Here is a 26,227-nt window from a genome sequence, read left to right on the forward strand (position 1 = left end):
AAGTTGCCTGCAACACTATGGCAAAGCCCCGGCAGGAATTGCTGCATCTTAAAATCCATTTATCTTGGCATCGAACAATCTTATCAAAGGTTGATCAAGAGCAACCAGTCCAAACGCGCCCAGCGCTAGAGTCTCCTCAACACGGCACATGGGACACAAAAAGGAGAACACTATGCTGACCCGCAGAGCCGCATTGATGGGAGCAGCCGGTGTAGCAGCGCTGCCCGTACTTGCCAAAGCCGCCAAGGCTGAAGGCACCACTGTCCACGAGGCCGCTGCACCGGCGGACCTGTCCAGCCTGCAGCGTATCAAGCGCGAACTGGTTGCCCCGCCCTTCGTGCATGAGCACGAGCAGGTGGCACCAGATGCGCCGCGCATTATCGAATTCGAGATGAAGATCGTCGAGAAGGAGATTGAGATTGATCAAGGGGCCTATCTGCAAGGCATGACTTTCAACGGCTCCATTCCAGGGCCGATGATGGTGGTGCACGAGGGCGATTATGTAGAGCTGACCCTGATCAACCCGCCGGAAAACATGCTGCAGCATAATATCGACTTCCATGCGGCTACCGGCGCCCTGGGCGGCGGCGCGCTGACCCTGATCAACCCAGGAGAGAAGACCGTGCTGCGGTTTAAGGCCACCCGCCCCGGCACCTTTGTCTATCACTGTGCGCCGGGCGGTCCGATGATCCCATGGCACGTCGTTGCAGGCATGGCCGGCTCAATCATGGTTCTGCCGCGAAACGGGCTTTCAGACCATAATGGCGATCCAGTCAGATACGACCGCGTCTACTATATTGGGGAAAACGAGTTTTACATTCCAAAGGACGAAAACGGCGACTACCTGCGGTACGAGGATGTAGGCGAAAGCTACCCTGATACCCTGGAAGTCATGAACGGGCTTATCCCCAGCCACGTGGTGTTCAACGGCGCAGTTGGTGCACTGACCGGTGAAACCGCGCTGAAGGCCAAACAGGGCGAGAAAGTGCTGTTCATCCACAGCCAAGCCAACCGCGACAGCCGCCCGCACCTGATCGGCGGCCACGGCGACCTGGTCTGGGAGGCCGGCAAGTTCAACAACGTGCCGGACCGCGACCTGGAAACCTGGTTCATCCGCGGCGGCTCCGCCGGGGCTGCGCTCTATGAATTCCTGCAACCGGGCGTCTACGCCTATGTGAACCACAACTTGATCGAGGCGGTGAACCTTGGCGCAACCGCGCACGTGGTGGTCGAAGGCGAATGGAATAACGACCTGATGGAACAGGTGGTCGCCCCGACCGAGTACTCCGGCTCCTAAGCTTGGGACTGGTGTGACCTCTCGAGGGCGGCTGCATTATGCGGCCGCCCATTTTTTGTCTTCTTGGGAGCATACCCATGAAATTCGAACTCATCACCGCTGCCCTGGCCGCCGCGATCGGCATTCCCGGTCTTTGGCTTTACGCCCCGGAACCGGCGACGCAGGTCGAAACCGCCGTCATTGCCGCAGCGACAATCCGTTACCGGCCGATCGGCAATTTCCACCAAGGTGGCAAAAGCGTGGTGCCGCCGGAACAGATGCGGCAAGTGGCAGCATTCGAGATCATGAAACATCAGGTCTCTCATGCCGAATATGCCGCCTGCGTGGCGGACGGCGGCTGCAAGCGGGCAGATGCAAACCCGGCGGATGGCAGCCGGCCGCAAACACACGTCAGCTGGCATGACGCCACCGCCTACGCGCAATGGCATTCAAAGAAGACCGGCCAGCCGTGGCGGCTGCCGGATGAGGCGGAATGGCAGCTGGCTGCAGCTGAAATCTTTGGCGACGCTTCGGTTGAGACGGATAGCACCGACCCGGCCCAGCGTTGGCTGCGCCAATACGCCCGCGGGGTGACACTGCGCGGCCTGCCAGGGCCTGCACAGGATCCCAAAAGCGAACCCGGAACCAACAGCCACGGCCTCAGCGGTCTAGGCGGCAACATCTGGGAATGGACTGCCGGCTGCATGCAGAACGGCGAGTTGCGCAAAGATGGCAGCCTCGCATATGGCGATCCATATTGCAGCGCACGCATTACCGGCGGCCGCCACCGGGCCGTAGTGATCGACTTCATACGCGACGCCAGTGTTGGCGGCTGCGCGGTCGGATTGCCGCCGGATTACCTGGGATTCCGGCTGGTCAAGGACGGCTGACTGCTGAGCAGAAGGGGTCCTCCCGCGCCCGCAGGTGCCCCGGCTGCACCGGGGCCCCTTGGCAGCCTTGGGCCCGGCAGCTGCGCTGCGCCTTCTGTTGCGAAACCGTTCAAGGACCAATCTGCCTTGAACGGATTTTCCTGTTTTGATGTTCAATTCCCGCCTAAATTGAATCCGTGCCTGGGCACGGTGCATAACCCCGGTGTCGGCAATCGAATTGCATTGAAAAGAATGGCCGCGCTGTGCCACAGCACAGCGCCATGCCCAACTGTGAGGGGCCTCTGGAAAGAGGCACCGGAACAGGCGGGAGCGCCCGGCCTTTGGATCAAGAGGCCCGGCTGTAGCGCACCCCTTCAGGCACATGCGCATCAAAGCAGCTTGCGATGATCCGGGTCAGCGGCCGGCCTTGGGGCAGGATCGTCAGTGCCGCATCATCCAATTGCACCAGATCGCCGAACCGCGCCGCGATCTGTGCCAGATCCGCATCCAGCATCGCTGCAAGGCTTCCGAAACGCTGCTTCAGCTCTGCCCGGTTCAGCCGGAACTCGCACATCAGCATCTCGATAGCACGGCCGCGCAGCAAGTCTTCATCGCTCATCACATGGCCACGGGCGCCAGTCAAATGCCCTGCCTCGACCCTTTGCACATAGGCAGGCGTGGCAGCTGCGTTCTGAATATAGCCGCCGGCAAAACGGGAAATCGACGATGCGCCGAATCCGATCAGCGTCGGGCAGGTGTCATCGGTGTAGCCCTGGAAGTTGCGGCGCAGATGCCCGGTGCGGGCTGCTGCCTCCAACCCGTCGCCTGGCTTGGCGAAATGGTCGATGCCAATGGCGGCAAAGCCCGCCGCGGCGAATTTTTCAGCTGCCAGGCCGGCCAGATGGTACCGCGCCAGATCGTCCGGCAGCGTCTCCTCCTTGATCAGCTTCTGCCGCTTTGCAACCCAAGGCACATGCGCATACCCAAATAACGCCAGCCGGTCGGGATTCAGGCTCAGCACTTTTTTCACCGTATCCGCCATCCGCGCCTGGGTCTGATGCGGCAGGCCGTAGACCAGATCAGCGTTCAACGAGGTGATCCCCGCCGCGCGCAGATCCTCGACACAGGCCTTGGTCACGTCAAACGGCTGTTCGCGGCCTATTGCCTGCTGCACCAGCGGATCAAAATCCTGAATGCCGATGCTGGCGCGGTTCATGCCCTCTGCCGCCAGCGCTGCTATCTTGTCGCGGTCGACCATTGTGGGGTCGATCTCCACTGAGAACTCCCAGTCTTCGGTCTGAGGAAACACAGCCTTCACCGCTTGCGCCAGCCGGTGGATCAAAACGGGCGGCAGAATGGTCGGCGTTCCGCCGCCCCAATGCATCCGCCCCATCCGCAACCCGTTTGGCAGTAAAGGCGCCACCTGTTTCAGCTCTTGCTCCAGCGTGCCAATGTAGCTTTCCACCGGACTCAGCGTCTGAGTACCCTGTGTGCGGCAGGCGCAGAACCAGCACAGACGCTCGCAAAACGGTATATGCAAGTAAACGGAAACCGGCACTTCCGGATCCAGCGCCTGCAATTCGCGGGCCTGATCCGCGGCGCCGACGGCTGCAGTAAACACCGGCGCGGTTGGGTAGGATGTGTAGCGGGGCACCCGGCTGTCGAACAGCCCAAGGGCTTGGAGGCGGTCAATCTGTTTCATGACTTTGGTATGCCCCTTTTCAAGCTCCCCTACTTTGCGCAGGATCAAATCAGACGTTGTTTTGACGTCTGTTGCGGCGTCAGAATCGTTTATTCAACACGCTGATTTAAAACGTAAAAAATTTTTAGCCCTGTTTCTTTCGGAAATCCGGCATCCACGTGCATTTTCTGTTTGACGGCCCCAGAAAACCGCCTTATATGCCGGTCTCACGACACCTGCCCAGGTGGCGGAATTGGTAGACGCGCTAGCTTCAGGTGCTAGTGTTCGTAAGGACGTGGAGGTTCGAGTCCTCTCCTGGGCACCATTCCCCAAAATGATGCAACACCCAAAACTCTTGGAGTTTTGCAAAGTCAGGCCGCTTTGCCAGCCGCCGAGCTGACCATCAGCATCCAGGGTTACAACCCCGGAGCACAATTAATCCAAGCACTTTGATTACGGGTTCCCCTGCGAATTGCAGTTTGCACACCTTGCGCGAAGTCGTTCAAATCGATACACGCCTAGGCTGTTCACACACTTTTACGGAGCGCATTATGGCGACACCTCAATTTGGCGGCCTCGGCGAAATGGCGGCCTATCTCACCGATGGATTCTGGCAAGACAATGGCCTTGGCCGCCGCAGTTTTGATACTTCCCAAAGCAATGTGATCACGGTCAATATCACCGGCCTTACCACTGCGGGCAAAAAACTCGCCCGCAACGCCATGGAAGCCTGGGAAACCGTTGCTGACATCAAATTTCAGGAAACAACAGGTTCGGCGCAAATTAATTTTGACGACGAGGGCAGCGGAGCCTTCACCAGTTTCAACATGTCCGGTAACGTCATTAGTTCCGCAGCAATCAACATCGACAACAATTGGCACGGCGGCCAGACTTGGTCCAACTCCTATACTCAGCAAACCTATATCCACGAACTGGGTCACGCCCTAGGCCTGGGCCATCAGGGAAACTACAACGGCTCAGCGGACTATACGACCGACGCCACCTTTACCAATGACAGTTGGCTGCGGTCGGTAATGTCCTATTTTGATCAGGACGAGAACCCGACAGTTGATGCCAGCAAGGCTTATGTCATCTCAGCGATGAGGGTGGACATTATCGCGATACAAGAATTGTATGGCGCCCCTGGCAGCAGCAGCGCCACTGCTGGCAATACCACTTGGGGGGTAAACTCCAACCTTGATGGTGCTCTTGGAGACCTGTTTGACAGCTGGACCGATGGATCTGACCCAAACATCGCCAACCTGCCAACTGCCTTCACAATTTATGACAAAGACGGCAAAGACACACTGGACGTCAGCAACTTTTCCAGCGGCAGCAACATCGACATGCGCGACAGCAAGTTATCCGATGTTGGCGGGCTGTCGGGCAATATCGCAATCGCCCGCGACACTGTCCTGGAGAACCTGACCACCGGGATTGGCGACGATACCGTGACCGGCAACAGCTCTGACAACTTCATCAAAACCGGCGATGGCAAGGATTCGGCCAAGGGCGCCGACGGCGAGGATACGATTTGGGGGCTATCCGGGGAGGACACACTCTTTGGCGAAGATGGAAACGACACGCTGAATGGCGGCAAGGGCAATGACAAATTGTACGGCGGGAATCACAGCGATACATTGGTCGGCAGCCTCGGACACGACACAATGTTTGGCGGTACTGGCTCCGACAATCTGCATGGAGGGCATCACCAGGATCTGCTCTACGGCGGCGGCGGCAATGATACACTAACCGGCGCCAATGGGGATGATTTCCTGAAGGGGAACTCAGGGGCCGACATTTTTGTCTTTGGCGATGGTCACGGCGATGACACCATTCGAGACTTCGACGCCACCAGCAATAGCGAACGCATTGACTTCTCCGGCCTCTCCTCGCTGAACTCCATCTCCGAAGTCCGGGCAGCGGCAACCCAAACCGGCGACGACGTGCTCCTCCAGACCGGCGACGGCAATTCAATTCTGCTGAGGGATGTGCAGTACAGCGACTTGCACAATGGCGACTTCCTTTTCTGATCCTTGCGCGCCATTCGCGGGGGCTGGCTGCCCGGCCTCCGCACTTGCAGTCCAGTCACCACCGCTCCCGAATGACAGCGACCGTTGAGTTTGCACGGCAAACCACCTATTTCCCCAATACGGCACCCTTCGGGGCAATTTGAACACAGGGGAACACCAGTGGCCAACCACCTTTACAAGAACGACCTGCCCGACGGGCTGGATCTCGGTTCCGTCGTCGCAATTGACTGCGAGACAATGGGGTTGAACCCGCATCGTGACCGGCTTTGCGTGATTCAGATGTCCGGCGGCGACGGCAATGCCCATATCGTGCAGGTCGAAAAGGGCCAGACCGAAGCGCCCAACCTGTGCCGGATGCTGGAAGATGCAAATGTGTTGAAACTGTTCCACTTCGGCCGCTTCGATATTGCCGCCATGCACCACGCATTCGGCGCCCTCGCGGCCCCTGTCTATTGCACCAAGATCGCCAGCCGCCTGGTCCGCACGTACACCGACCGGCACGGGTTGAAGAACCTAACCCAGGAACTCTTGGCCATCGACATATCCAAACAGCAGCAGATGAGCGACTGGGGCGCAGAGGAACTGACCGATGCACAGCTTGAGTATGCCGCCTCCGACGTGCTCCACCTGCACAAGCTGCGCAAGGCGCTGGACAAGCGCCTGGCCCGCGAAGGCCGCACTGGAATGGCGCAGGCCTGCTTTGACTTCCTCCCCATGCGTGCCAAGCTGGACCTGGCCGGCTGGCCCGAAATCGACATCTTTGCGCACTCATGACTGATACAGAAAAACTCCTCGTCACCGCACGGCAGGTGATCACCGATGAAGCCAGGGCGCTGGACACCCTGGCCGAAAGCCTGGACGGACGCTTTGCCGAAGCGGTGCAGCTGATCCTGCAGGCCAAGGGCCGCATCATCGTCAGCGGCATCGGTAAGTCCGGCCATATCGGCCATAAGATCGCCGCCACCCTGGCCTCGACCGGCACGCCGGCCTATTTCGTGCACCCCGCCGAAGCCAGCCATGGTGATCTGGGAATGCTCTCTGAAGGCGATGTGGTGCTGGCGATCTCCAACTCAGGCGAGGCGCCGGAGCTGGCCAATCTGCTGGTTTTCACCCGCCGTTTCGGCATTCCCCTCATAGGGCTGTCGAGCAAGATGGACAGCGCCCTGATGAAGCAAGCGGATGTGCACCTGCAAATCCCCTCGCTGGGCGAGGCCTGCGGATTTGGCATGGTGCCTTCCATTTCCACCACGCTGACACTGGCAATGGGTGATGCGCTGGCGATAGCACTGATGAAATACCGGGATTTCCGCCCGGAGAACTTCCGCGACTTCCACCCTGGCGGCAAACTGGGGGCGCAGCTCAGCAAGGTGCGCGACCTGATGCACGCTGGCGACGCCCTGCCGCTTGTCACTGAGAACACGCCGATGTCCGATGCGCTGATCGAAATCAGCCAGAAGGGATTTGGTGTGGCGGGTGTGGTTGCCGCAGACGGATCCTTGGCCGGCATCATAACAGACGGCGATTTGCGCCGCCACATGGACGGCCTGCTGGACAAGTCTTCCGCCGAAGTCATGACCGCAAGCCCCGCCTCAATCACCCCCGGCGCAATGGCACAGGAGGCTGTCGCCGTGATGAACCAGCGCAAAATCACTTGCCTGTTCGTGGTTGATCCGGACAATGGCGGCAAGGCCGAGGGCTTGTTGCACATCCACGATTGCCTGCGCGCAGGCCTGGGCTGACGCAAGCCCGGAGGAGGAAAAGCATGGACAGCTACTCCAGAGCCGTTGCCTATCTTAAGGTACTGCTGCCGCTGGCCGCACTGGTTCTGATGTCCACCATGTTCCTGATCTCCCGCGGGGTGAACACCGACGCGGTGATCCCCTTTGCCCAAAAGGAAATCGAAGACCGGATGAAAGGCCAGCAAGTCACTGCCCCTTTCTTTTCCGGCACCACCGCACAGGGCGATGAAATTATGGTCACTGCTGCGCTCGCCCGTCCCGGCGGCGACGGCACACCCGCAGTTGCCAGCGATCTTTCCGCTGAATTCGATCTGGCTGAGGGCGGCAGGATCACGCTTAAATCGGAAAGCGGTGCGATCCACCCTGGCCGGGACATGGCGCGCTTTACCGGTAATGTGATTATCACCTCCGCAGACGGGCTGATTGTCGAGACCGAAGAGCTGAACACAGCGCTTAGCGGGCTTGAAGCCGACAGTCCCGGCGCAGTCCGTGCGACTGGTCCGATCGGCGAGCTGACCGCCGGTAATATGCGGATCGGAGTGAAAACCGAGGGCGGACCGGTCCATATGCTGTTCAAAAACGGGGTGAAGCTGCTATATGAACCCCAGAAACCGGAAAGATAACCTGTGTCCTATTTGCGCGCATTGATTTTTTGCCTGCCGCTCGCGGTATTTCCCAGCCTCGCGGCGGCGCAGACGGCATCCGTCGCTTTTGGCGCCGTCAAGGCCGACCCCAGCCAGCCGGTTGAAGTCACCGCCGACAATCTGGCGGTCAACCAGGCAAATGGCTCGGCAGAGTTTACCGGCAATGTGCTCATTATTCAGGGCATCATGCGGCTGTCTGCAGACAAGGTTCTGGTGATTTACAAAACCGCCGACGAAGCAGACGCCAAAGCGGGCATAGAACGGCTGGAAGCCACCGGCAATGTGGTTCTGGTCAGCGGCCCGGACGCCGCCGAGGCACAGCGCGCCGAATACACCATTGACCAAGGCACTATCGTGATGACCGGCAATGTGCTCCTGAACCAGAAAAGCGGTACCTTGGCTTCCAACCGGCTTGAGGTGAACCTGACTTCCGGCACTGCCAAAATGGCCGGCCGGGTGAAGACTATCCTGAACCCGAACGGCGGCAGCAACTGATGGCGAAACCTGGTCTGACCGTCACCGAAGGCTCCTCCGGGCTGCGTATTGAAAAACTGCGCAAATCCTACCGCAAACGGGTGGTGATCCGCGACGTGTCAATGTCGCTGAACCGCGGCGAGGTGGTGGCATTGCTGGGTCCCAACGGGTCTGGCAAGACCACCAGCTTCTACGCCATAGCAGGTCTGGTTTTCCCCGAAGCGGGCACCGTCAGCATCGACGGCCAGAACGTGACCGGCCTGCCGATGTACCGGCGCGCTCGCCTTGGCATCGGCTATCTGCCACAGGAAATGTCGATCTTCCGCGGCCTGTCGGTGGAGGACAACATCTCTGCCGTGCTCGACATCTCGCAAAAACACGAACACAAACGCCGCGAGCGGCTGGAAGAACTGCTGTCCGATTTCTCGATCGAGCACCTGCGCCGCGCACCCGCGTTGGCGCTGTCAGGCGGTGAACGGCGCCGGGTTGAGATTGCCCGCTGCCTGGCAGCGGACCCGAAATACCTGTTGCTCGACGAACCCTTTGCCGGCGTCGACCCGATCTCAGTCGGCGATATCCGCCATTTGGTTTCCGACCTCAAGAAACGCGGTATCGGCGTGCTGATCACAGACCACAACGTGCGCGAGACCCTGGAGATCGTGGACCGGGCCTATATCCTGCATGACGGCCAGGTACTGATGTCCGGCAGCCCCGAGGAAGTGGTTGAAAACGAAAACGTCCGCCGGGTTTACCTCGGCGACAACTTCCGCATTTCCTGACTTCCGCAGTCAAAGCCAGACAACCGAAAATATGCCCGAAACCTGTGTTTCTTTTTCCGGGTTATCCATTGACTCTCCCGCTGTCTTGCCGTCGAATTGACCCATGGCATACGCGCAGACCGATGCAATCCGCTTAGCAGCCTTGGCGACAAGGCCCGGACGGATGCAACCGGATGCCTGGCCTGCCCCCCGGTTCCAGACCTGACGTGACAGCGCCAAGGATTGCCTTGGCGACGGGTTTGGGCCGCAATAATTCGTAAAGGAGATCACATGCGTTACAAAATAAGCGGTAAACAGATCGACATCGGCGAAGCTCTGCAAACCCATGTGCAGAACGAGCTGGGTTCGGCCGTTCAGAAATATGCAGAACGGCCGACCGACGCGACAGTGGTCTTTTCCCGTTCGGCGCATGAATATGTGTGTGAAGCCACCGTCCATCTGTCGACCGGGCTGAGCGCTCAGGCCAAGGCGCACGAAACCGAAATCTACGCCGCATTCGACTCTTGCTGCGAAAAGATGGAAAAACAGCTGCGCCGTTACAAGCGCCGCTTAAAAGACCACCACAAGGATCGCAGCGAACCGGTTGAACATTTGGGCGCCAATTCGTATATCCTCGCCTCTGAGGAAGCGGAAACAACCGAGCCGGACTCGCTGCAACCGATCATCGTCGCCGAAATGGAGACTCGCATACCGTCCCTGTCTGTCGGGGAAGCGGTGATGCAGATGGAAATTGCAGGCGCACCGGTTCTGGTCTTCCGCAAAGAAGGCAAAGACGGGTTGAATGTGGTCTACCGCCGCGAAGACGGCAATATAGGCTGGATCGATCCGTAATCACATCTAAGGCATCGGCGCCCCTCGACAACGGGGCGCCGGAACGGAGCAGACACATGCAGATTTCCAGCATCCTCAAGCCAGAGGCCGTCCGGGTGATCGGTGCGGCCTCAAGCAAGAAGCGCTTGTTTCAGGAAATTGCAGACATTGCTCAATTTGCATACGGGCTGGACGCCCAGGCAACGGTCGAGGCTTTGCTGGACCGCGAAAGCCTGGGCCCCACTGGGGTTGGCCATGGCGTCGCCCTGCCGCATGCCAGGCTGGACACGGTCAGCGAGGTCCGCGGCATCTTCCTGATCCTGGAGAAGCCGCTGGACTTCGGAGCGGTGGACCGCCAGCCAGTGGATATTGCCTTTGCCCTGTTTGCTCCGGAAGATGCCGGCGTCGAGCATTTGAAAGCGCTGGCGCTGGTGTCACGCACCCTGCGCGAACAAAGCTTCTGCACCAAACTGCGCGCCAACCACGACCCGGCAACGCTTTATACCATCCTGACAGAAGATCAGTCCGTCCAAGCGGCCTGATCTCCGGGCTGCGTCTGCCCGCACCTGATTTTCCCGGTTTTTCTGCGCGTTTTCTTGCGGCCAGGAATTGCTATTCTGCCGCTTCTTTCCCGCAAGCTCTCTCGTCCGTCATCAGCCGCCATCCGGCGGAACTCTTCCCGTTAGCCCAGGCCCACGACCGCCCCAGAGGTTTACCTCAGCCAAATCTCCGGCGGGCACGGTAACACTGCGCCTGCATTCATGCTGCCGGATCAGCCTGACGCCACGGACCAAAGCCAAACGCCAGATAGTCGCGCTGGTAAACAGAGGCAATCAGCGCCTCCAGATCCGCGTCGTAGATATCATCCAATGCAAACGGCACCTGCGGCGCAGCGGCCGGCACCGTTCCCGGCTCCATCCGGCCCTGCCTGCGAGCCAGTGCAGGCAGATCCTCACTCATCTCCGCCTCGCGGATCAGCAAATCCGGAGGTCCAAGTTCAGCAAACCCGGCCAGTACCTGGCTTTGGCTGACCCATTCCGCATCCGCCCGGATCGACGTCTGCCCTGACAGATTGGACCGGACAAAATTCAGAAAACCGGCAAAAGCGTCCCGGTGCTGCGCACGGGTATAGCCGTCGTCCGGCCCTTCCTCCGGCAAAACCAGCCCGAACTGCCGCCGCAGGGTATTGCGGATGGCCCGGTAGCTGCCCTCGCCGGCATTCAGGATCCGGTGGCAGAACACCGCATGGGCCCGCGCCGCAGGGTGGCGCAGAACGGTAAAGCTGCGGAACCCCTTATTGCCGCGTTTCCACTGGCGCAGCTGTTTCTGGTTCATGCCCTGGATCAACCCGTCTGGCGCCACATGATCCAGCCCGGCCATCCATTGAACAACTTCCCTCTCCGGCCCGCCCTTAAGCGGCAAGTATAACAGCGGCGTCACCACCCCCGCCACATACCCAGGCACCGCCGGACCGCGGCGCGGCTCGAAATTCGGGGTGCGGGTCAAGTTGAAGCGGTCCATGCCCGACAGTGCCTCTTGCATTGCGTCAGGGTTTGCCACCTTAGCCAGAACCGGCGCCGGGTTCTGCCGCTTGAGGCTCTCATCCAGCGCCTCAAGCTGTTGCGAAACGCCCAGCCAGCGTGCCAGCCCGTTCATCACCTCAACGCTTTGCAGATCCTCATAGGCTACGTAGAACGCCGTCTGGCCCAGCCCCTGCAGCCGGTTCAGCAACGTGACCTGGAAATCTTGCAACGCCCCTACATGGGCGGAAAATTCCGCTGCATCAAACTGCGCTTTGGCTTCCTTGCGGCGCTTTACATCGGTCAGTTTCCACTGCCCGGTGGCCTTGGCAATTTTCCAGGATACATAGCTATCCAGCGGGTTGCGGGTTAGGATGATCTTGGCACAGCGCGGATCCTCCAGCATCAGGTCCAGCACCCGCGGATCATGATCATGGAAGTAGCGGCAGCCGCCCAGCGCCTTTGGATCTGCCTTGATCCGCTGGATCAGCCGGGCTGGATCCGCTTCCCGCATAGCCTGAGTCACCCCCAGAATATCGCTCTTGTTCGGATAGCCGATGAAATGCGGATTGAAGGCTTCGCCGTGGCAGGCAAGCCCGTCAAAAGCATTCAGATTGGTCTCCAGAAAATTGGAGCCCGTCCGCATTTCAGCAAAGACAACAAAATAGTCGAATGAGGAATCAGACATCAGAATTTATCGTACCAGATAGGGTTTGCGTTGCGGCTTGGAGAGGCTGACAGGGCTTTGCTCAACCGGGAAATCCCCCATCAAATAGGGATGCATGCCCTGGTTCTTCAGGTTCTGCAAAAACTGCCCAAAGCCCTCAAGGTCCGTCATTTTGGGAGCCTCGCTCAGATGACGCGCCGCAAGAGGACCGATTTCGTCAATGATCGTCTGCAATGGCTCCATTGGCGCCTCTACGAACTCTGCCATGCTCCAGATCCGGACCCTTGCCTTGGTCCATTGCGAGCGCAGGATCTGCAATTGCTCAGCCTCGGTCTGCTGCAGCTTTGCCGCTTCCTGCCGGAGTTCTGTGAAGTTGCGGTTGGATTTGAACAGCGGCACTGCCCAGGCACCGCTGATGACAGAAATCTGCACATTTGCATCCCGTGCCAGCAGCCAGTTCACTGCCTGATTGTCCCCTGGCCCGAACTGAAAGCACTGCCGTTCGCCGCGGGTGTTCCAAATCAGGCTGGTGAGAAAGCTTTCGGGATTGTAGTCACGGATCCTGGCATGGCCGTTGAGGCAGCCATTGACCAGTCTCTGCCCTTCGGAGAACGCCGCCCCATCCGGTGCAAATATGTGCCCATGAACACGCGCCCCGGTGGTTCGAGCCAGCCAGGTTTCAAAATCGTCGAACAGTTCGGTAAAGCCCTGAAACACTGAATAGGGGCTGGAAGTGATGCCATTCTCCGAGCCTTGGCCGGGAAACCGGCTTTGCATGTACAAACCGGGTCTGCCGCGGGTGCGCCGCTCTACCGCCTTGGCAAAAATCCGGTCGATTTTGCCCGGGTTCGGCTCGGTCCGCTTCATCGCGCCGGCAGAGTCGGTCAGAAACGCCTGATACAGACGTTCTGCATGTGGCCAGATCTTGCGGGCAACAAAGCAGTCTGACCGGCGCAGAAGCTGCAAATGATCATCGTAGAAGATATGCGGCTTACCCTGGAAATCGAATTTCGACAGCGTCAGCGAGCGGCTTTCGATATTGCTGGAATACTGCCGCACCAAAGTCTGGAAATAGCTCTCATCCGGAATCCAGACCTTGCGGAAATAGGTATCATAAACCGGACGTTCAGGATCCTCCAGGATCGCCGACAGGGTTTGCCGGGTCAGGCACCACCACTGGCTCCCCATATGCGGCACTAGCCCGGGGGGAACCCGGCGCCTGATGCGCAACTTGCGCTGCAAATCCACGTAGCGGTCGAACAGATAGCGGTGTTTCTTCCAGGAAAACGGGAACCGCAAAGTGAACCGCTCGTGGCTGAGCCCGCCGACAATCCATGGCACATCCGCAGTGGTGGCGCTTTCGATGAAATCCGTGCGCGGGCGGGCTGCCAGGTAATCGATCAGCTCCTGCACCGGCCGGAGCGGCAGGCACGACCCGGAGGCCAGATAGACATGGCGCACTAACGGAAACTCCGCCAGCATCACCTCGGACGCCGATTGCGACGCCGCAACAATCCCCCAAGTGCCCCATTCGCACCGGTGGCGGGCGGAAAACCGGACCAGCGGATCATCCGCCAGCACGTCTTTGAAGCGGGTGAACGCCTGATGCCCGACGTTGCGGTCCACATGCAGCACCACCGGGCAACCGCTGGCGGTCCAGTGCCGCACCACCTGTGCTGCCCGATCCAGCGCGGTATGCACAAGCATGACGACCCCAACCGCGCTCATGCCCAGTTTCCTTTGGACATCATCCCCAAAATTTCAAGCTGGCGCCAGTTGATGTATTTTTCACTCCATTTGCACCACAGCTCCGGCTGCTCCGCCAGTTTGCCTGCATAAGCCTTATACTCTGTGGAGCTGGCATAATGCTGCCCGCGGACCAGCTCCTCCTGCGCCTTTACGGTAAAGGTATCGAGGAACTTGGTATGCAGCAGCGCCCCGCTTGCCTTCTCACCGCCATCAGCCTCATAGACCTGGTTCAATCCGCGCGGCAGCAGCGCGTGGGTAGAACTGGCATAGGCATAGCGGCGGTGCCATTTGACGAGCGGTATCTTGTTCAGCGCCGGCGCCCGTTGGGGCTGATCTGCAAAGAACACCCGCGACCGCGGCCCGCCCTGAATCCACAAATTGCCGTATTCCGGGTTGCGGCTGATTGTATAGTTGCCGCTGTCAAACCAATGGGCAATCTCCAAAGGATTCTGCCCCGTCTGATACGGCACCTCGCCAATCCTGCCCTTGGGATAGACATCAATCAGCATAGCCGAAAAACTGCGGATCGCGGAATTGTCCAGCCAGTCAGTCAATGCGCGGATCGGCCGGGTGTCACAAAACGGGTAGATAAAAAACTCATCCGGATCGACCACCAGAACCCAATGCCCATGCGCATACTTGCGTTTCAGGCCGTTCATCCAGTCGATGCCGAAACCTGAACGCTTGTAGCTCGCCGTAGTGTGCCACAGCGAAACATCGTCCGTGCCGCGCAGATAGTCGGCGCTGCCGTCGGTGGAACCATTGTCGACAAACAGGAAATGGTTGATCCCCATGCCGCGGTAATACTGCAAGAAATAGGGCAGCCGGATCTGCTCGTTGCGCATGGTACAGACCAGCAGGATATCCCCTGGCCGGATAGCTTTGGTGTTGTCCTGCACAACGGTCAGCTCACTGGATTTGCGCACCGCACGGACCAGACGCCGCTTGCGCCGCAACCGCATCCGGTAAGAATCCCAAAGCCCCACGTTCACTCCAAACCAATATCCAGGGAGCGCACTCACCCGTTCAGGCCTAACAGGACCTGCCTCAAGTTTCCGCGCAATATGTCACGGGAGCATTGTATTAACAACGAATTTAGAAACAGTTACGCATCCGCACGGCCTGGCTGCAACAGTTCTGTGGCTGTTCGGTACTTCACCAGTTGATCGGTGTCATCAACCCAAGCGCTGCCAGCTGTTCCGGATCTTGGTACCGAACCGATCCAGAATGCCACAAATCCGGAGTTCCCGAGATCCCATCGTAGTAGCCGTCAAACTGCAGCGGAGTGTGAAAGTGCTGCTGACGCTGCTTTTCTGTTGCCGACTTGGAAACAATCTCGGGCAGGAACTTGGTGTGCAGCAGTATTCCTGAGGGTTCCGCCCCTCCTGGCCCGTCATAGAGCACGTTCATCAGCGGCGGCAGCAGCGAATGGGTTGAGTTCATATAGGCATAGCGGCGGTTCCAGCGGATCAGAGGCAGCTTGTTCAGCGTCGGAGACCGTTCCGGCTGCTCTTGAAAAAACACTCTCTCGCGGGCGCCGCCCTGAACCCAAAGGTTGCCCATCGGCTGCTGCCGAACGGCCCGGTACGGCCCCGCATCAAACCATTGCAACACGTCACAAGGGTTCTGGCCGGGCACATAGCTTTGCCCGCCCAGCGGTCCCTTGGGGTAGAGATCAAGCATCAGTGCGCCAAAACCCTGGCGCCCTTGCTGTTCCAGGTTTTGCGTCAGGTCGTCCAGCCCGTGTTCTTCCATACCGGAATAGACCAACAGCTCATCCGCATCGACTGTCAGGCACCAGCGGCCATGGCCGTAGCGGATCAGCAGCCAGCCCAGCCAGTCCAGGCCAAAGCGCGCTTCCCGGTAACTGGCAGCTGTCTGCCACACAGAGACATCCGGCTGCGCCGCCAGCAGTTCGGCGCTGCCGTCATCGCTGCCATTGTCGACAACCAGGAAATGCGCGGCACCCAGCCGCCGGTAAGACTCCAGGAAGTAAGGCAGACGGCTGATCTCGTTACGTAAAACGATTAAGACCAGAACCCCGTTTGCGGGGATCTGGTCTGTACGGTCAGCCATTTTGCGCATCTGGCGCCGGGCGCGCAATGCCCGCCACAGCATCCGCCGCCGTTTCCACCGCATCCGGTAGGCCCCAGCGAGGCCCAGGGGCGGCATGTCAGCAGCAGCGGAGCGCGTCATGTTATGATCAGGCCTCGTAGTGGCCTGTCTTATGCCACTCCCAGGCATCGGCGATCATCACCTCCAGGGTTGAGCGGCGCGGCTCCCACCCCAGATCGGTGACCGCCCGGGTCGAGCCCGACACCAGCTTGGTGCAGTCTCCCGCCCGGCGCTCACCTGTGTTGCACGGTACCTTATGACCGGTCACCGCCTCGGCCTTGTCCATCACTTCGCGCACAGAAAAGCCAGAACCGGTGCCAAGGTTGAACACCTGGCTTCCCTTACCTGCTTCCAGCCACTTCAGCCCCAGCACATGCGCGTCCACCAGATCGCAGACATGCACATAGTCGCGGATGCAGGTGCCATCCGGGGTATCGTAATCGGTGCCAAAGATGGTCAGCGCATCGCGCTTGCCTGCAACAGCATCCAGCACCAGAGGCACCAGATGGGTTTCAGGGCGGTGAAACTCGCCCACCTCTGCCTCTGGATCAGCACCCGCCACATTGAAATAGCGGAAAATAACCGACCGCAACCCGTTCGCAGCCCCAAAATCTTTGAGGATATCCTCCACCGCGCGCTTGGAGGCGCCATAGGCATTCAGCGGCAGCTGCGGCGTGTTCTCGTCCAGCACAACATTGTCGTGCTCGCCATATGTGGCGCAGGTCGAGGAGAACACGAAATCCATGCAACCTGCCGCCACCGCAGCCTCGATCAGATTCAGCGACCCGCCTGTGTTGTTGGCCCAGTAGCGGCCCGGCTCGCTCATCGCTTCGCCAACCTGGCTGAGCGCCGCAAAATGCATCACAGCAGCAGGATTGTACTTGGCAAAGACCTCATCCAGCCGCGCCCGGTCATTCAAGTCGCCCTGCTCAAACGGGCCAAACTTCACCGCGTTCTGCCAGCCGGTCACCAGGTTGTCGTAGGTTACAGGGGTGTAGCCCGCCGCTTTCAGCGCCTTGCAGGCATGCGAACCAATATAGCCGGCACCGCCGGTCACCAGGATATGTGTCACTGTCTCTGCCCCATGCAGGGCCGCCCCGGGGGCGGCCAGAGTGGTTATTGCGCGGCTTTGCCAACCTGCGCGATTTCGGAGATGTAGTTCATCAGATCATCCCGCAACTCTTCACGTGCCAGCGCAAAAGCGACAGTGGCCTGCAAAAAGCCGGCCTTGGAACCGCAATCAAACCGCTGGCCGCGGAACCGGTAGCCGTAAACCGGCACGTCCTGCGCTATGTCCTCGGCAATGGCGTCGGTCAGCTGGATCTCGCCGCCCGCACCCGACTTCATCTTGTTGAGGTTCTTCAATACAGAAGGCGACAGGATATAACGGCCGATCACAGCCAGGTTCGAAGGCGCCTCGCCTGCACTTGGCTTTTCTACCATCCCATTGGCCGCAACCACCTGGCCCATGTCGTCCTTCACGTCCAGCACACCGTAAGAGGACGTCTTTTCAGGCGGAACCTCCATCGCAGCCACCATGTTGCCGCCGGTTTCCTCGTAGGCTTCGACCATCTGCTGCAGGCAGGGTTTTTCTGCCGCAATCACATCATCCGGCAGGATCACCGCAAAGGGTTCATTGGCGATCAGCCGGCGGGCACACCAGACCGCATGGCCCAGGCCCAGCGCCTTGTGCTGGCGGATATAGGCGATGGCACCGGATTCCATATTGGTGTCTTGCAGCAAATCCAGCAGATCCTGCTTACCCTTTTTACGCAGTTCCTGCTCCAGAACCGGTGAATGGTCAAAATAATCTTCGAGCGCACCTTTGCCGCGCGACGTGACAAAGATGAATTCCTTGATCCCGGCAGCGCGCGCCTCGTCGATGGCGTATTGCACCAGTGGCCGGTCGACCAATGTCATGATTTCTTTCGGAACGGATTTGGTTGCTGGAAGGAACCGCGTTCCCATGCCCGCAACGGGAAAAATAGCTTTAGTTACCTTTTTACGCATGGCGCTCTCTCAATACTAAAATTCCAGGCCGGATACCGCCCTCCCCGCAAGCGGGGAGAGGTAAAGCTCCGCTAGACCTGGCTGTCCCCAACAATTCGCGATGCAGCTGCCAGCGGTCCCGGGCTGCATCCCATCAGTGTGCTTCTGCCTGTGTCAGTACTTTTTACCATTCTTCGCCTACTCGTGACCCATCTTCTTCATCATCGTCTCCAGCCGCGGCACATCTTCCGGGTTATTCAGCTCCCAAAACTCGCGCCCTCGGGCTTCGACTTCGACACACAGAACTTTGCGGCCGTTCTCCAGGAAGCGCAGCTGTTCCAGCCCTTCCAGTTTCTCCAGCGGCCCCGCCGTCCAGCCAGAATACGCCGCCAAGGCGTCCGGGCGGTAGGCATAGACGCCGACATGGTGAAAGACCGGCGTATTTTCGCCATCACCAAAGGTCTGCGCGCAGTACGGGACCACTTCCTTAGTGAAATAGAGCGCACTGCGGTCTTCGGCAAATACTGCGGTGGTGCCGCCAACCCGGCCGGCCTTGCGATCGGCCAGAAGACTGTTCAGCGTCTCGCCATTGCAGCGCAGCACCGGTGTCGCCAGCCCCATGCCGGGCGCTGCACGCAGCCCCGCCACCAGATCTTCGACAAACCAGTGCGGCGTCAGCGGAGCGTCGCCCTGCAGGTTCACCACAATCTCATAACCGCCGCCCAGCGCTGCATGCGCCTCGGCGCAGCGTTCAGTGCCATTGCCGCAGGTCTCCGAAGTCATCACCACTTCGGCACCAAAGGCTTCGGCTGCCTGCCTGATGCGATCATCATCAGTCGCCACCACCACCCGGTCCACGCCTTGCACCGAACAGGCCGCCCGCCAGGAGCGTTCCACCAGCGTGCGGACCTCACCGGTGGCACCGGTCAGCGGCACCAGCGGCTTGCCGGGATAGCGGGTCGAGGCGTATCGGGCGGGGATGACGATCAGGACGGACATCAGGCTTTCTTCAGCTCCACAGCCGGCGCATAGGCAATGAAAAACGGGTTCGCATAACCTTCCTTGCCGTAAACAAGCGGGGAGTGATCGTCAAAACGCACCACTTTGCCCCCAGCGCCGGCAAGCACCGCGTGACCGGCAGCTGTGTCCCACTCCATAGTGCGGCCGACACGCGGATACAGATCCGCCTCACCAGTGGCCACCAGGCAGAACTTCAGCGAAGAGCCGGCGCTTTTGCTGTCCTTCACATTGTACTTGCCGATATAATCGTCGGTTGCCTGGTCGCGGTGCGATTTCGACGCCACCACCATCAGCGCAGCGTTATCGCTGCCGGCGACCCGGATCGGCGTTGTTGCACCGATAGTTTCCGGATCGAACGCGCCGGTTTCTTCAACCGCGCTGCCATCCGCCAGGGTAAAGAACATCCGTTCTTTGGCCGGTGCATAGACCACGCCGCGGGTCGGCACGCCTTTTTCCACCAGTGCAATGTTCACAGTAAAATCGCCGCGGCGGTGAATGAATTCCTTGGTGCCGTCCAGCGGGTCGACGATCAGAAAGGTATCGCCGCGCTCTTTGTGCGAGTCAGACTGCTCTTCGGTGACCAGCATCATATCCGGGAAGGACGCCCGCAGCCCGGCCGAGATCAGCGCATCAGCAGCCTCATCCGCAGCTGTTACCGGGCTATCGTCAGATTTCACCTTCACGTCGAAATCGTCAGAATTATAGATCTCCATGATCTTTGCACCGGCTTCAATTGCCAGTCGGCGGATCACGGGCACTAGGTCTTCATACGTCACGCAGATCTCCCTAACACGGGTTTAATTGAAAATTTGCCTCTTGCCCCTTATGATGCGCAGATAGAGGAACGGCAAGCAGCCGCATCAAAATCGAGCAGAGAATACAGGACACATGTTTCAGCAGCGCACGCAGCAATCCTCGTTGTCCGGGTTCCTCACGCTTGGCGAGGTGGTATTCCATTCGGTCGTGCGCAGCGTCCGTTCCAAACACAACAATGCCTTTGCAGCCCTGGCGCTGAACATCTTGCAAGCCGTCCTCTTCGTCGGGGCGTTTTTTGCCATGTTCGCGTTGCTCGGCCTGCGCGGATCAGCCATTCGCGGCGACTTCCTGCTCTATGTAATGTCCGGTGTGTTTCTGTTCATGGTCCACACCAAAACCGTCGGTGCCGTTGCCGGTGCTGAGGGACCCAGCAGCCCGATGATGCAGCATGCGCCGATGAACACGATGGTGGCCATTCTGTCTGCCGCAATCGGCGCGCTGTACATCCAAGTGCTGTCACTGTTCATCATCCTGTTTGTCTATCACGTCGCATTCACGCCGGTGCATATCGAAGAGCCGATACCCGCCTTTGGCATGATTTTGCTGGCCTGGACCACCGGCGCATCTGTCGGGCTGGTGTTTCTGGTGCTGAAACCCTGGGCACCCGGGCTGGTGAGTATTCTGACGATGATCTACCAGCGCGCTAATATGATCGCGTCGGGCAAGATGTTCCTGGCCAACACGCTGCCCAGTTTCATGCTTGCCATGTTCGACTGGAACCCTCTGTTCCACTGCATCGACCAGGCCCGCGGCTTTGTCTTTATCAACTACAACCCGCATTTCAGTTCCTGGCAGTATGCTGCATGGGTCGCGCTGGTGCTGATCGTGATCGGCCTGATGGGCGAGTTCTACACCCGCCGTCAGGTTTCCATCAGTTGGAGCGCACGGCGCTAGCCGCAGAACCCGGACCAAGACTTTTCAAAAAGTCTTGGCAAAAGTTTTTCTTAAAACTTTTGCGCCCTGCCGGCGTCACGCAACCATTCTGAGCGTCAGATTGATCCGGCCGCCCTTGGGCAGCAGCCGCGAAGACTTGAACCGGATCCGGTCCACCCCGTGATATGTCAGCCGCGCATCACCGCCCATCACCACCGCATCGCCTGAGTTGAGCCAAATCGATTCCGTCTTGCCGCCACGGCTGCGGTTGCCGATCCGGAACAGCGCGTCATCGCCCAGGCTGATGGATACCACGGGATAAGAGAAATCCGCCTCATCCTTGTCCTGATGCAGCCCCATCCGCGCTCCCTCTCCGTAGTAATTCAGCAAGCAGCATTCCGGTGCCCGCTCCAGCCTGGTCAATTGCCGCCAGATCTCCAAAACTGCCTGCGGGATATCCGGCCAGTTCCGCCCTGAGGGGTGCTGCTCTGCATAGCGGTAGCCGGAGGCGTCAGAATACCAGCCGAATTGCCCCGCCGATGTCATCCGTACCGACATCTGCCCGCCCCCCGGCACCTTGGGTGAGAACAGCGGCGCCGCTTTCAGCACCGGCCGCAACGCGTCTATTAACGCTGCTTGCCGGGCCGGTTCAAGAAACCCTTTGTAGACATCAAATCCGCGCACACGCAGCAAGGTCATTGCCGTTCATCCATCCTTAACCATGACCCTTGCAAAAAAGCGCATTGATTCACGCATCAACGCGTGTCTGAGCGCTTGCAGGGGCGTTTTCTGCTCCCTATATACGCCGGGACGCGGCAAGGTGCAGACCAAACCGCAACTTCCATCGGGGCCAGGATGCCGCAACGGGTTCAGGCCTCGGGTAATCGCCTTGAGTAGTAAAAAGGGATCGCAAATGAGCAAAGTTATCGGCATTGACCTAGGCACCACCAACTCCTGCGTGGCCATCATGGATGGCTCTCAGCCCCGCGTGATTGAAAACGCCGAGGGTGCACGCACAACCCCGTCGATTGTTGCCTTTACCGACAATGAGCGCCTGGTCGGCCAGCCGGCTAAACGCCAGGCCGTCACCAACCCCGACAACACCGTGTTTGGCGTCAAGCGCCTGATCGGCCGCCGGTTCGACGACGCCGCAGTCGCCAAAGACAAAAAGATGGTGCCGTTTTCCATCGTCAACGGCGGCAACGGTGACGCATGGGTCGAAGCCAAAGGTGAGAAATACTCCCCGTCGCAAATCTCTGCCTTCACCCTGGGTAAGATGAAAGAGACCGCGGAATCCTACCTGGGCGAGGAAGTCACCCAGGCGGTGATCACCGTTCCGGCCTACTTCAACGACGCACAGCGTCAGGCCACCAAAGACGCCGGTAAGATTGCGGGCCTCGAAGTTCTGCGCATCATCAACGAGCCGACCGCGGCTGCGCTGGCTTATGGCCTCGACAAGGAAGAAACCCAAACCATCGCGGTTTATGACCTTGGCGGCGGCACCTTTGATGTGACCATCCTGGAAATCGACGACGGCCTGTTCGAAGTGAAGTCGACCAACGGCGACACATTCCTGGGCGGCGAAGACTTTGACATGCGTATCGTCAATTATCTGGCGGACCAGTTCAAAAAGGAAAACGGTGTCGATCTGTCCAAGGACAAGATGGCCCTGCAGCGTCTGAAAGAAGCCGCAGAGAAAGCCAAGATCGAGCTGTCCTCCACCTCGCAGACCGAGATCAACCAGCCGTTCATCTCGATGGACCCGTCTTCGGGCCAGCCGCTACACATGGTGATGAAACTGACCCGCGCCAAGCTGGAAAGCCTGGTCAGCGACCTGATCAAACGCTCGATGGATCCTTGCAAGGCAGCCCTCAAAGACGCAGGCCTGTCGGCTGGCGACATTGACGAGGTTGTTCTGGTCGGCGGTATGACCCGCATGCCGCGCGTCATTGAAGAAGTCACCAAGTTCTTCGGCAAGGAACCGCACAAGGGCGTGAACCCGGACGAAGTGGTTGCTATGGGTGCGGCCATCCAGGCCGGCGTTCTGCAGGGCGACGTCAAAGACGTGGTGCTGCTCGACGTGACCCCCCTGTCTCTGGGTATTGAAACCCTGGGCGGTGTCTTCACCCGTCTGATCGACCGTAACACCACCATCCCGACCAAGAAGTCCCAGGTGTTCTCGACCGCGGAAGACAACCAGAACGCCGTGACCATCCGCTGCTTCCAGGGTGAGCGTGAAATGGCCGCCGACAACAAGATGCTCGGCCAGTTCAACCTCGAGGAAATCCCGCCGGCGCCCCGCGGCCTGCCGCAGATCGAAGTGACCTTTGACATCGACGCCAACGGCATCGTGTCGGTCGGCGCCAAGGACAAGGCGACCGGCAAGGAACAGCAGATCACCATCCAGGCATCGGGCGGCCTCTCGGACGACGACATCGAAAAGATGGTTAAGGACGCTGAGGAGAACGCCGAAGCCGATAAGGAACGCCGCGAGCTGATCGAAGCCCGGAACCAGGCCGAAAGCCTGATCCACTCGACCGAAAAAGCCGTGGAAGAGCACACTGATAAGGTCGATCCGTCGACCGTCGAGGTGATCGAATTGGCCATCGCCGCGCTGAAGGATGATCTGGAGAACGAGAAATCGACTGCCGAGAAAATCAAAGCGGGCATCCAGAACGTCACCGAGTCCGCCATGAAGCTGGGTGAAGCAATCTACAAGGCTCAGGCCGAAGCGGACAGCGAAGAAGAGCCGGCCGCCGCGGATGAGGCCGCAAGCCCTGCGGATGACGACATCGTTGACGCGGAATTCGAAGACCTGGACAACGACAAGCGCTAACGCCTGATACGCAGGCCATAGCGGGCCGGTCCGGACCCCGGACCGGCCCATTTTCGTTGAGGCAGATGGGGTTATCCGATGTCAAAACGCGACTATTACGACGTTCTGGGCGTGGCCAAGGGCGCCACCGCAGACGAAATCAAAAAGGGCTTTCGCAAGAAGGCCAAAGAACTGCACCCCGACCGGAATTCCGACAATCCGGACGCCGAATCGCAGTTCAAGGAAGCCAACGAGGCTTATGACGTCCTGAAGGACGCCGAAAAAAAAGCCGCCTATGACCGCTTTGGCCATGCGGCATTTGAAAACGGCATGGGCGGTGGCCAGCGTGGCGGCCAGGGCCAGGGCTTTGGCGGCGGTGATTTCTCCTCCGCCTTCTCCGACGTCTTTGACGATCTGTTCGGCGATTTCATGGGCGGCCAGCGCGGTGGCGGCGGCGGACGGCAGCGGGCTTCCCGCGGTGCTGACCTGCGTTATAACCTGCGTGTCTCGCTCGAGGACGCTTTTGGCGGCTTGCACAAGACCATCAAGGTTCCGACTTCGGTCTCCTGTACCTCCTGCGAGGGAACAGGCGCCGAAGGCGGCGTGGAACCCACAACCTGCCCGACCTGCTCCGGCATGGGTAAGGTCCGCGCACAGCAGGGTTTCTTCACCGTTGAGCGCACCTGCCCGACCTGCTCGGGCCTCGGCCAGATCATCAAGAACCCGTGCAAATCCTGCCATGGCCACGGACGGGTAGAAAAAGACCGCTCATTGTCGGTGAACATCCCGGCAGGCGTTGAAACAGGCACACGCATCCGTCTGGCAGGCGAAGGCGAAGCAGGCCTGCGCGGCGGCCCTCCCGGTGATCTCTACATCTTTGTCGAGGTTGCTCCGCACGCCCTGTTCGAACGCGACGGCAACAACCTGTACTGCCGGGTGCCAGTCAGCATGGCCAAGGCAGCCCTTGGCGGCTCCATCGAGGTGCCGACCATCGACGGTGGCCGCGGCCGGGTCCAGATCCCCGAAGGCAGCCAGTCCGGCCGCCAGATGCGTCTGCGCAGCAAGGGTATGCCAGCCCTGCGCGGCGGTGCCACCGGCGACATGTTCATCGAACTGGCGGTGGAAACCCCGGTCAACCTCACTGCCCGCCAGAAAGAGCTTCTGCGCGAGTTCGAGGAAATGTCCGAGGACAACACCAACCCCGAATCCCGCAGCTTCTTCTCTTCGGTGAAGAGCTTTTGGGATGGCATGAAGGGGTGAGCAAGCTCCCTGGAAACGCTCCGGGGGGGCGTTTCGCTTTCGAACGGGCAGACCTCCGGCTCATTCCCGCAAACGTCACAGAAGAAAGCGCCCCTGCCCGGGGGCGCTTTTCTTTTATCCTCGCTCTGCAGCCCTCTCCCCATGCCGCACCGCGGGGGTGTACAGGGGGTGCACGCCTTTCACCCCCCAGTTGCCGCTCCTCTGCGGCGCCCCTTAACACTTCCTCAACCATGATGACGGCACCATGGCGCCATGGCACAGGACCCCTCATTCCAGGACGTCTCCCTGCCGCTGTTCCCCGGCAGCGACGAAACCCCTGCGGCCCCCCTGCCCCAAGGCCGCCTGCCCTCCTACATCAAGGACCACCGCTCCCGCCTGCGCGACCGTTTCATGGCTGGCGGCGCCTCGGCGATGCCGGATTACGAGCTGCTGGAACTGGTCCTGTTCCGCTCCATTCCGCGCCGCGACGTCAAACCTTTGGCCCGGCAACTGCTTGACACTTTTGGGGATTTCAACCGCGTTGTAACGGCCGCTCCGGAACGGCTGGCCCAGGTCAGGGGCATCGGCGATGCGGTGATCACAGACCTTAAGGTACTGGAGGCCGCAGCCCACCGCATGGCCCGCGCCCGCGTGATGCAGCGGCAGGTGATTTCCAGTTGGGACGCGTTACTGGACTACTGCCATACCACTATGGCGCACCGCGAAACCGAACAATTCCGTATCCTGTTCCTGGATCGCAAGAACGTGCTGATCGCCGACGAAGAACAGGCGCGAGGCACCGTCGACCATGTCCCGGTTTACCCCCGGGAAGTCGCCAAGCGGGCTCTCGAGATCAACGCTAGTGCTTTGATTTTAGTTCATAACCACCCATCCGGCGACCCCACGCCTTCGGACAGCGACCTCAGCATGACAGATCAGGTTCAGGCCGCCCTGACCGCCCTTGGCATCACCCTGCACGACCACTTGATTATCGGAAAATCCACCGAACTCAGCTTCCGCGCCCGCGGGCTTCTCTAGCGCTGCCGCAGCGCGCGCCAGCGCGGTGCCCGGCCCAAGGATTTACAGGGCATCTCTGATGCCGTGTCAAATGCACGGGAG

24 protein-coding genes and 1 tRNA gene are annotated in these 26,227 nt (G+C 59.7%); 15 read left to right on the forward strand and 10 right to left on the reverse strand.

The window, feature by feature from the left end; genetic code table 11:
* The first annotated feature begins 172 nt into the window (after positions 1 to 172).
* Positions 173 to 1,297, forward strand: coding sequence for a copper-containing nitrite reductase (gene nirK / locus K3555_RS19865; RefSeq protein WP_260006765.1), 1,125 nt, complete (start codon positions 173 to 175; stop codon positions 1,295 to 1,297).
* A 77-nt stretch (positions 1,298 to 1,374) separates the two neighbouring features.
* Positions 1,375 to 2,166, forward strand: a complete 792-nt coding sequence (locus K3555_RS19870) for a formylglycine-generating enzyme family protein (RefSeq protein WP_259988486.1) — start codon at positions 1,375 to 1,377, stop codon at positions 2,164 to 2,166.
* Between the two features lie 325 nt (positions 2,167 to 2,491).
* On the opposite strand, the gene hemN is transcribed toward K3555_RS19870, so the two are convergent.
* Positions 2,492 to 3,847: an oxygen-independent coproporphyrinogen III oxidase gene (gene hemN, locus K3555_RS19875; protein WP_260006767.1), complete on the reverse strand. Its 1,356-nt coding sequence runs from the start codon at positions 3,845 to 3,847 to the stop codon at positions 2,492 to 2,494.
* 217 nt (positions 3,848 to 4,064) lie between these two features.
* Here hemN and K3555_RS19880 point away from each other — a divergent pair.
* The 9 genes from K3555_RS19880 to K3555_RS19920 all read left to right on the forward strand — a co-directional run bounded on the left by K3555_RS19880 (position 4,065) and on the right by K3555_RS19920 (position 10,847).
* Positions 4,065 to 4,151: transfer RNA gene (locus K3555_RS19880), tRNA-Leu, on the forward strand.
* A 226-nt stretch (positions 4,152 to 4,377) separates the two neighbouring features.
* Positions 4,378 to 5,859: a M10 family metallopeptidase gene (locus K3555_RS19885; protein WP_260006769.1), complete on the forward strand. Its 1,482-nt coding sequence runs from the start codon at positions 4,378 to 4,380 to the stop codon at positions 5,857 to 5,859.
* A gap of 159 nt (positions 5,860 to 6,018) precedes the next feature.
* The gene (locus tag K3555_RS19890) at positions 6,019 to 6,633 is read left to right on the forward strand and encodes a ribonuclease D (RefSeq protein ID WP_259988492.1); all 615 of its coding nucleotides are present in this window, start codon (positions 6,019 to 6,021) and stop codon (positions 6,631 to 6,633) included.
* The gene (locus K3555_RS19895; RefSeq protein WP_259988495.1) at positions 6,630 to 7,598 is read left to right on the forward strand and encodes an SIS domain-containing protein; all 969 of its coding nucleotides are present in this window, start codon (positions 6,630 to 6,632) and stop codon (positions 7,596 to 7,598) included. Before K3555_RS19890 ends, K3555_RS19895 begins: the two co-directional genes overlap by 4 nt.
* A gap of 23 nt (positions 7,599 to 7,621) precedes the next feature.
* Entirely contained in the window at positions 7,622 to 8,221 is a 600-nt protein-coding gene (lptC, locus tag K3555_RS19900; RefSeq protein WP_259995981.1) for an LPS export ABC transporter periplasmic protein LptC, read from the forward strand.
* A 3-nt stretch (positions 8,222 to 8,224) separates the two neighbouring features.
* Positions 8,225 to 8,737, forward strand: a complete 513-nt coding sequence (gene lptA / locus K3555_RS19905; RefSeq protein WP_259988500.1) for a lipopolysaccharide transport periplasmic protein LptA — start codon at positions 8,225 to 8,227, stop codon at positions 8,735 to 8,737.
* Complete coding sequence (lptB, locus tag K3555_RS19910; RefSeq protein WP_129372594.1) at positions 8,737 to 9,495, forward strand: LPS export ABC transporter ATP-binding protein; 759 nt, start codon at positions 8,737 to 8,739, stop codon at positions 9,493 to 9,495. Before lptA ends, lptB begins: the two co-directional genes overlap by 1 nt.
* A gap of 270 nt (positions 9,496 to 9,765) precedes the next feature.
* Complete coding sequence (gene hpf / locus K3555_RS19915; protein WP_129372595.1) at positions 9,766 to 10,326, forward strand: ribosome hibernation-promoting factor, HPF/YfiA family; 561 nt, start codon at positions 9,766 to 9,768, stop codon at positions 10,324 to 10,326.
* A 56-nt stretch (positions 10,327 to 10,382) separates the two neighbouring features.
* Positions 10,383 to 10,847 carry a PTS sugar transporter subunit IIA gene (locus K3555_RS19920; RefSeq protein WP_129372596.1) on the forward strand — a complete coding sequence of 155 codons (465 nt, stop codon included), beginning with the start codon at positions 10,383 to 10,385 and terminating at the stop codon, positions 10,845 to 10,847.
* Positions 10,848 to 11,064: 217 nt separating this feature from the next.
* Here K3555_RS19920 and K3555_RS19925 read toward each other — a convergent pair whose 3' ends face one another.
* The 8 genes from K3555_RS19925 to cysQ form a co-directional block, all read right to left on the reverse strand.
* On the reverse strand, positions 11,065 to 12,513 hold the full coding sequence (locus K3555_RS19925; RefSeq protein WP_260006770.1) for a sulfotransferase domain-containing protein: 1,449 nt from the start codon (positions 12,511 to 12,513) through the stop codon (positions 11,065 to 11,067).
* Between the two features lie 6 nt (positions 12,514 to 12,519).
* Positions 12,520 to 14,220, reverse strand: a complete 1,701-nt coding sequence (locus K3555_RS19930) for a beta-1,6-N-acetylglucosaminyltransferase (RefSeq protein WP_259995976.1) — start codon at positions 14,218 to 14,220, stop codon at positions 12,520 to 12,522.
* Positions 14,217 to 15,203: a glycosyltransferase family 2 protein gene (locus K3555_RS19935; RefSeq protein ID WP_259999695.1), complete on the reverse strand. Its 987-nt coding sequence runs from the start codon at positions 15,201 to 15,203 to the stop codon at positions 14,217 to 14,219. The genes K3555_RS19930 and K3555_RS19935 overlap by 4 nt, the downstream gene beginning before the upstream one ends.
* Positions 15,204 to 15,396: 193 nt before the next feature.
* A complete protein-coding gene (locus K3555_RS19940; protein ID WP_260006771.1) occupies positions 15,397 to 16,437 on the reverse strand; it encodes a glycosyltransferase family 2 protein in 1,041 nt (346 codons plus the stop codon).
* Between the two features lie 7 nt (positions 16,438 to 16,444).
* Positions 16,445 to 17,428: a UDP-glucose 4-epimerase GalE gene (gene galE / locus K3555_RS19945; protein WP_260006772.1), complete on the reverse strand. Its 984-nt coding sequence runs from the start codon at positions 17,426 to 17,428 to the stop codon at positions 16,445 to 16,447.
* A gap of 44 nt (positions 17,429 to 17,472) precedes the next feature.
* Positions 17,473 to 18,366, reverse strand: coding sequence for a UTP--glucose-1-phosphate uridylyltransferase GalU (galU, locus tag K3555_RS19950; protein WP_259988512.1), 894 nt, complete (start codon positions 18,364 to 18,366; stop codon positions 17,473 to 17,475).
* Between the two features lie 177 nt (positions 18,367 to 18,543).
* A complete protein-coding gene (locus tag K3555_RS19955) occupies positions 18,544 to 19,344 on the reverse strand; it encodes a 3-deoxy-manno-octulosonate cytidylyltransferase (protein ID WP_260006773.1) in 801 nt (266 codons plus the stop codon).
* Positions 19,344 to 20,141 (reverse strand): 3'(2'),5'-bisphosphate nucleotidase CysQ, encoded by a 798-nt coding sequence (gene cysQ / locus K3555_RS19960; RefSeq protein WP_260006774.1) that lies wholly within the window; start codon positions 20,139 to 20,141, stop codon positions 19,344 to 19,346. The genes K3555_RS19955 and cysQ overlap by 1 nt, the downstream gene beginning before the upstream one ends.
* Before the next feature lie 112 nt (positions 20,142 to 20,253).
* Here cysQ and K3555_RS19965 point away from each other — a divergent pair, with 112 nt between their 5' ends.
* Positions 20,254 to 21,075: an ABC transporter permease gene (locus K3555_RS19965; RefSeq protein ID WP_259988518.1), complete on the forward strand. Its 822-nt coding sequence runs from the start codon at positions 20,254 to 20,256 to the stop codon at positions 21,073 to 21,075.
* 75 nt (positions 21,076 to 21,150) lie between these two features.
* Here the strand turns inward: K3555_RS19965 and K3555_RS19970 are convergent, their stop codons facing one another.
* Positions 21,151 to 21,753 (reverse strand): alpha-ketoglutarate-dependent dioxygenase AlkB, encoded by a 603-nt coding sequence (locus tag K3555_RS19970; protein ID WP_260006775.1) that lies wholly within the window; start codon positions 21,751 to 21,753, stop codon positions 21,151 to 21,153.
* A gap of 214 nt (positions 21,754 to 21,967) precedes the next feature.
* Between K3555_RS19970 and dnaK the strand changes: the two genes are divergently transcribed.
* The 3 genes from dnaK (at position 21,968) to radC (ending at position 26,146) form a co-directional block, all read left to right on the forward strand.
* Positions 21,968 to 23,890: a molecular chaperone DnaK gene (gene dnaK / locus K3555_RS19975; RefSeq protein ID WP_259995967.1), complete on the forward strand. Its 1,923-nt coding sequence runs from the start codon at positions 21,968 to 21,970 to the stop codon at positions 23,888 to 23,890.
* A 78-nt stretch (positions 23,891 to 23,968) separates the two neighbouring features.
* Positions 23,969 to 25,129 carry a molecular chaperone DnaJ gene (gene dnaJ / locus K3555_RS19980; protein ID WP_027257040.1) on the forward strand — a complete coding sequence of 387 codons (1,161 nt, stop codon included), beginning with the start codon at positions 23,969 to 23,971 and terminating at the stop codon, positions 25,127 to 25,129.
* Positions 25,130 to 25,381: 252 nt separating this feature from the next.
* Positions 25,382 to 26,146 (forward strand): RadC family protein, encoded by a 765-nt coding sequence (gene radC, locus K3555_RS19985; RefSeq protein WP_260006776.1) that lies wholly within the window; start codon positions 25,382 to 25,384, stop codon positions 26,144 to 26,146.
* Positions 26,147 to 26,227: the final 81 nt, after the last annotated feature.

The organism is Leisingera sp. M527, from assembly GCF_025141525.1.
In the GTDB taxonomy this organism is placed as follows: Bacteria; Pseudomonadota; Alphaproteobacteria; order Rhodobacterales; family Rhodobacteraceae; genus Leisingera.

Bases quoted from the DNA above. Each gene is read 5' to 3' on its own strand.
- nirK (WP_260006765.1), top strand. From the start codon at position 173: ATGCTGACCCGCAGAGCCGCATTGATGGGAGCAGCCGGTGTAGCAGCG.
- K3555_RS19870 (WP_259988486.1), top strand. From the start codon at position 1,375: ATGAAATTCGAACTCATCACCGCTGCCCTGGCCGCCGCGATCGGCATT.
- hemN (WP_260006767.1), bottom strand. From the start codon at position 3,847: ATGAAACAGATTGACCGCCTCCAAGCCCTTGGGCTGTTCGACAGCCGG.
- K3555_RS19885 (WP_260006769.1), top strand. From the start codon at position 4,378: ATGGCGACACCTCAATTTGGCGGCCTCGGCGAAATGGCGGCCTATCTC.
- K3555_RS19895 (WP_259988495.1), top strand. From the start codon at position 6,630: ATGACTGATACAGAAAAACTCCTCGTCACCGCACGGCAGGTGATCACC.
- lptC (WP_259995981.1), top strand. From the start codon at position 7,622: ATGGACAGCTACTCCAGAGCCGTTGCCTATCTTAAGGTACTGCTGCCG.
- lptB (WP_129372594.1), top strand. From the start codon at position 8,737: ATGGCGAAACCTGGTCTGACCGTCACCGAAGGCTCCTCCGGGCTGCGT.
- hpf (WP_129372595.1), top strand. From the start codon at position 9,766: ATGCGTTACAAAATAAGCGGTAAACAGATCGACATCGGCGAAGCTCTG.
- K3555_RS19920 (WP_129372596.1), top strand. From the start codon at position 10,383: ATGCAGATTTCCAGCATCCTCAAGCCAGAGGCCGTCCGGGTGATCGGT.
- K3555_RS19925 (WP_260006770.1), bottom strand. From the start codon at position 12,513: ATGTCTGATTCCTCATTCGACTATTTTGTTGTCTTTGCTGAAATGCGG.
- K3555_RS19930 (WP_259995976.1), bottom strand. From the start codon at position 14,220: ATGAGCGCGGTTGGGGTCGTCATGCTTGTGCATACCGCGCTGGATCGG.
- K3555_RS19935 (WP_259999695.1), bottom strand. From the start codon at position 15,203: ATGCGGTTGCGGCGCAAGCGGCGTCTGGTCCGTGCGGTGCGCAAATCC.
- K3555_RS19940 (WP_260006771.1), bottom strand. From the start codon at position 16,437: ATGACGCGCTCCGCTGCTGCTGACATGCCGCCCCTGGGCCTCGCTGGG.
- galU (WP_259988512.1), bottom strand. From the start codon at position 18,366: ATGCGTAAAAAGGTAACTAAAGCTATTTTTCCCGTTGCGGGCATGGGA.
- K3555_RS19955 (WP_260006773.1), bottom strand. From the start codon at position 19,344: ATGTCCGTCCTGATCGTCATCCCCGCCCGATACGCCTCGACCCGCTAT.
- K3555_RS19965 (WP_259988518.1), top strand. From the start codon at position 20,254: ATGTTTCAGCAGCGCACGCAGCAATCCTCGTTGTCCGGGTTCCTCACG.
- K3555_RS19970 (WP_260006775.1), bottom strand. From the start codon at position 21,753: ATGACCTTGCTGCGTGTGCGCGGATTTGATGTCTACAAAGGGTTTCTT.
- dnaK (WP_259995967.1), top strand. From the start codon at position 21,968: ATGAGCAAAGTTATCGGCATTGACCTAGGCACCACCAACTCCTGCGTG.
- dnaJ (WP_027257040.1), top strand. From the start codon at position 23,969: ATGTCAAAACGCGACTATTACGACGTTCTGGGCGTGGCCAAGGGCGCC.
- radC (WP_260006776.1), top strand. From the start codon at position 25,382: ATGGCACAGGACCCCTCATTCCAGGACGTCTCCCTGCCGCTGTTCCCC.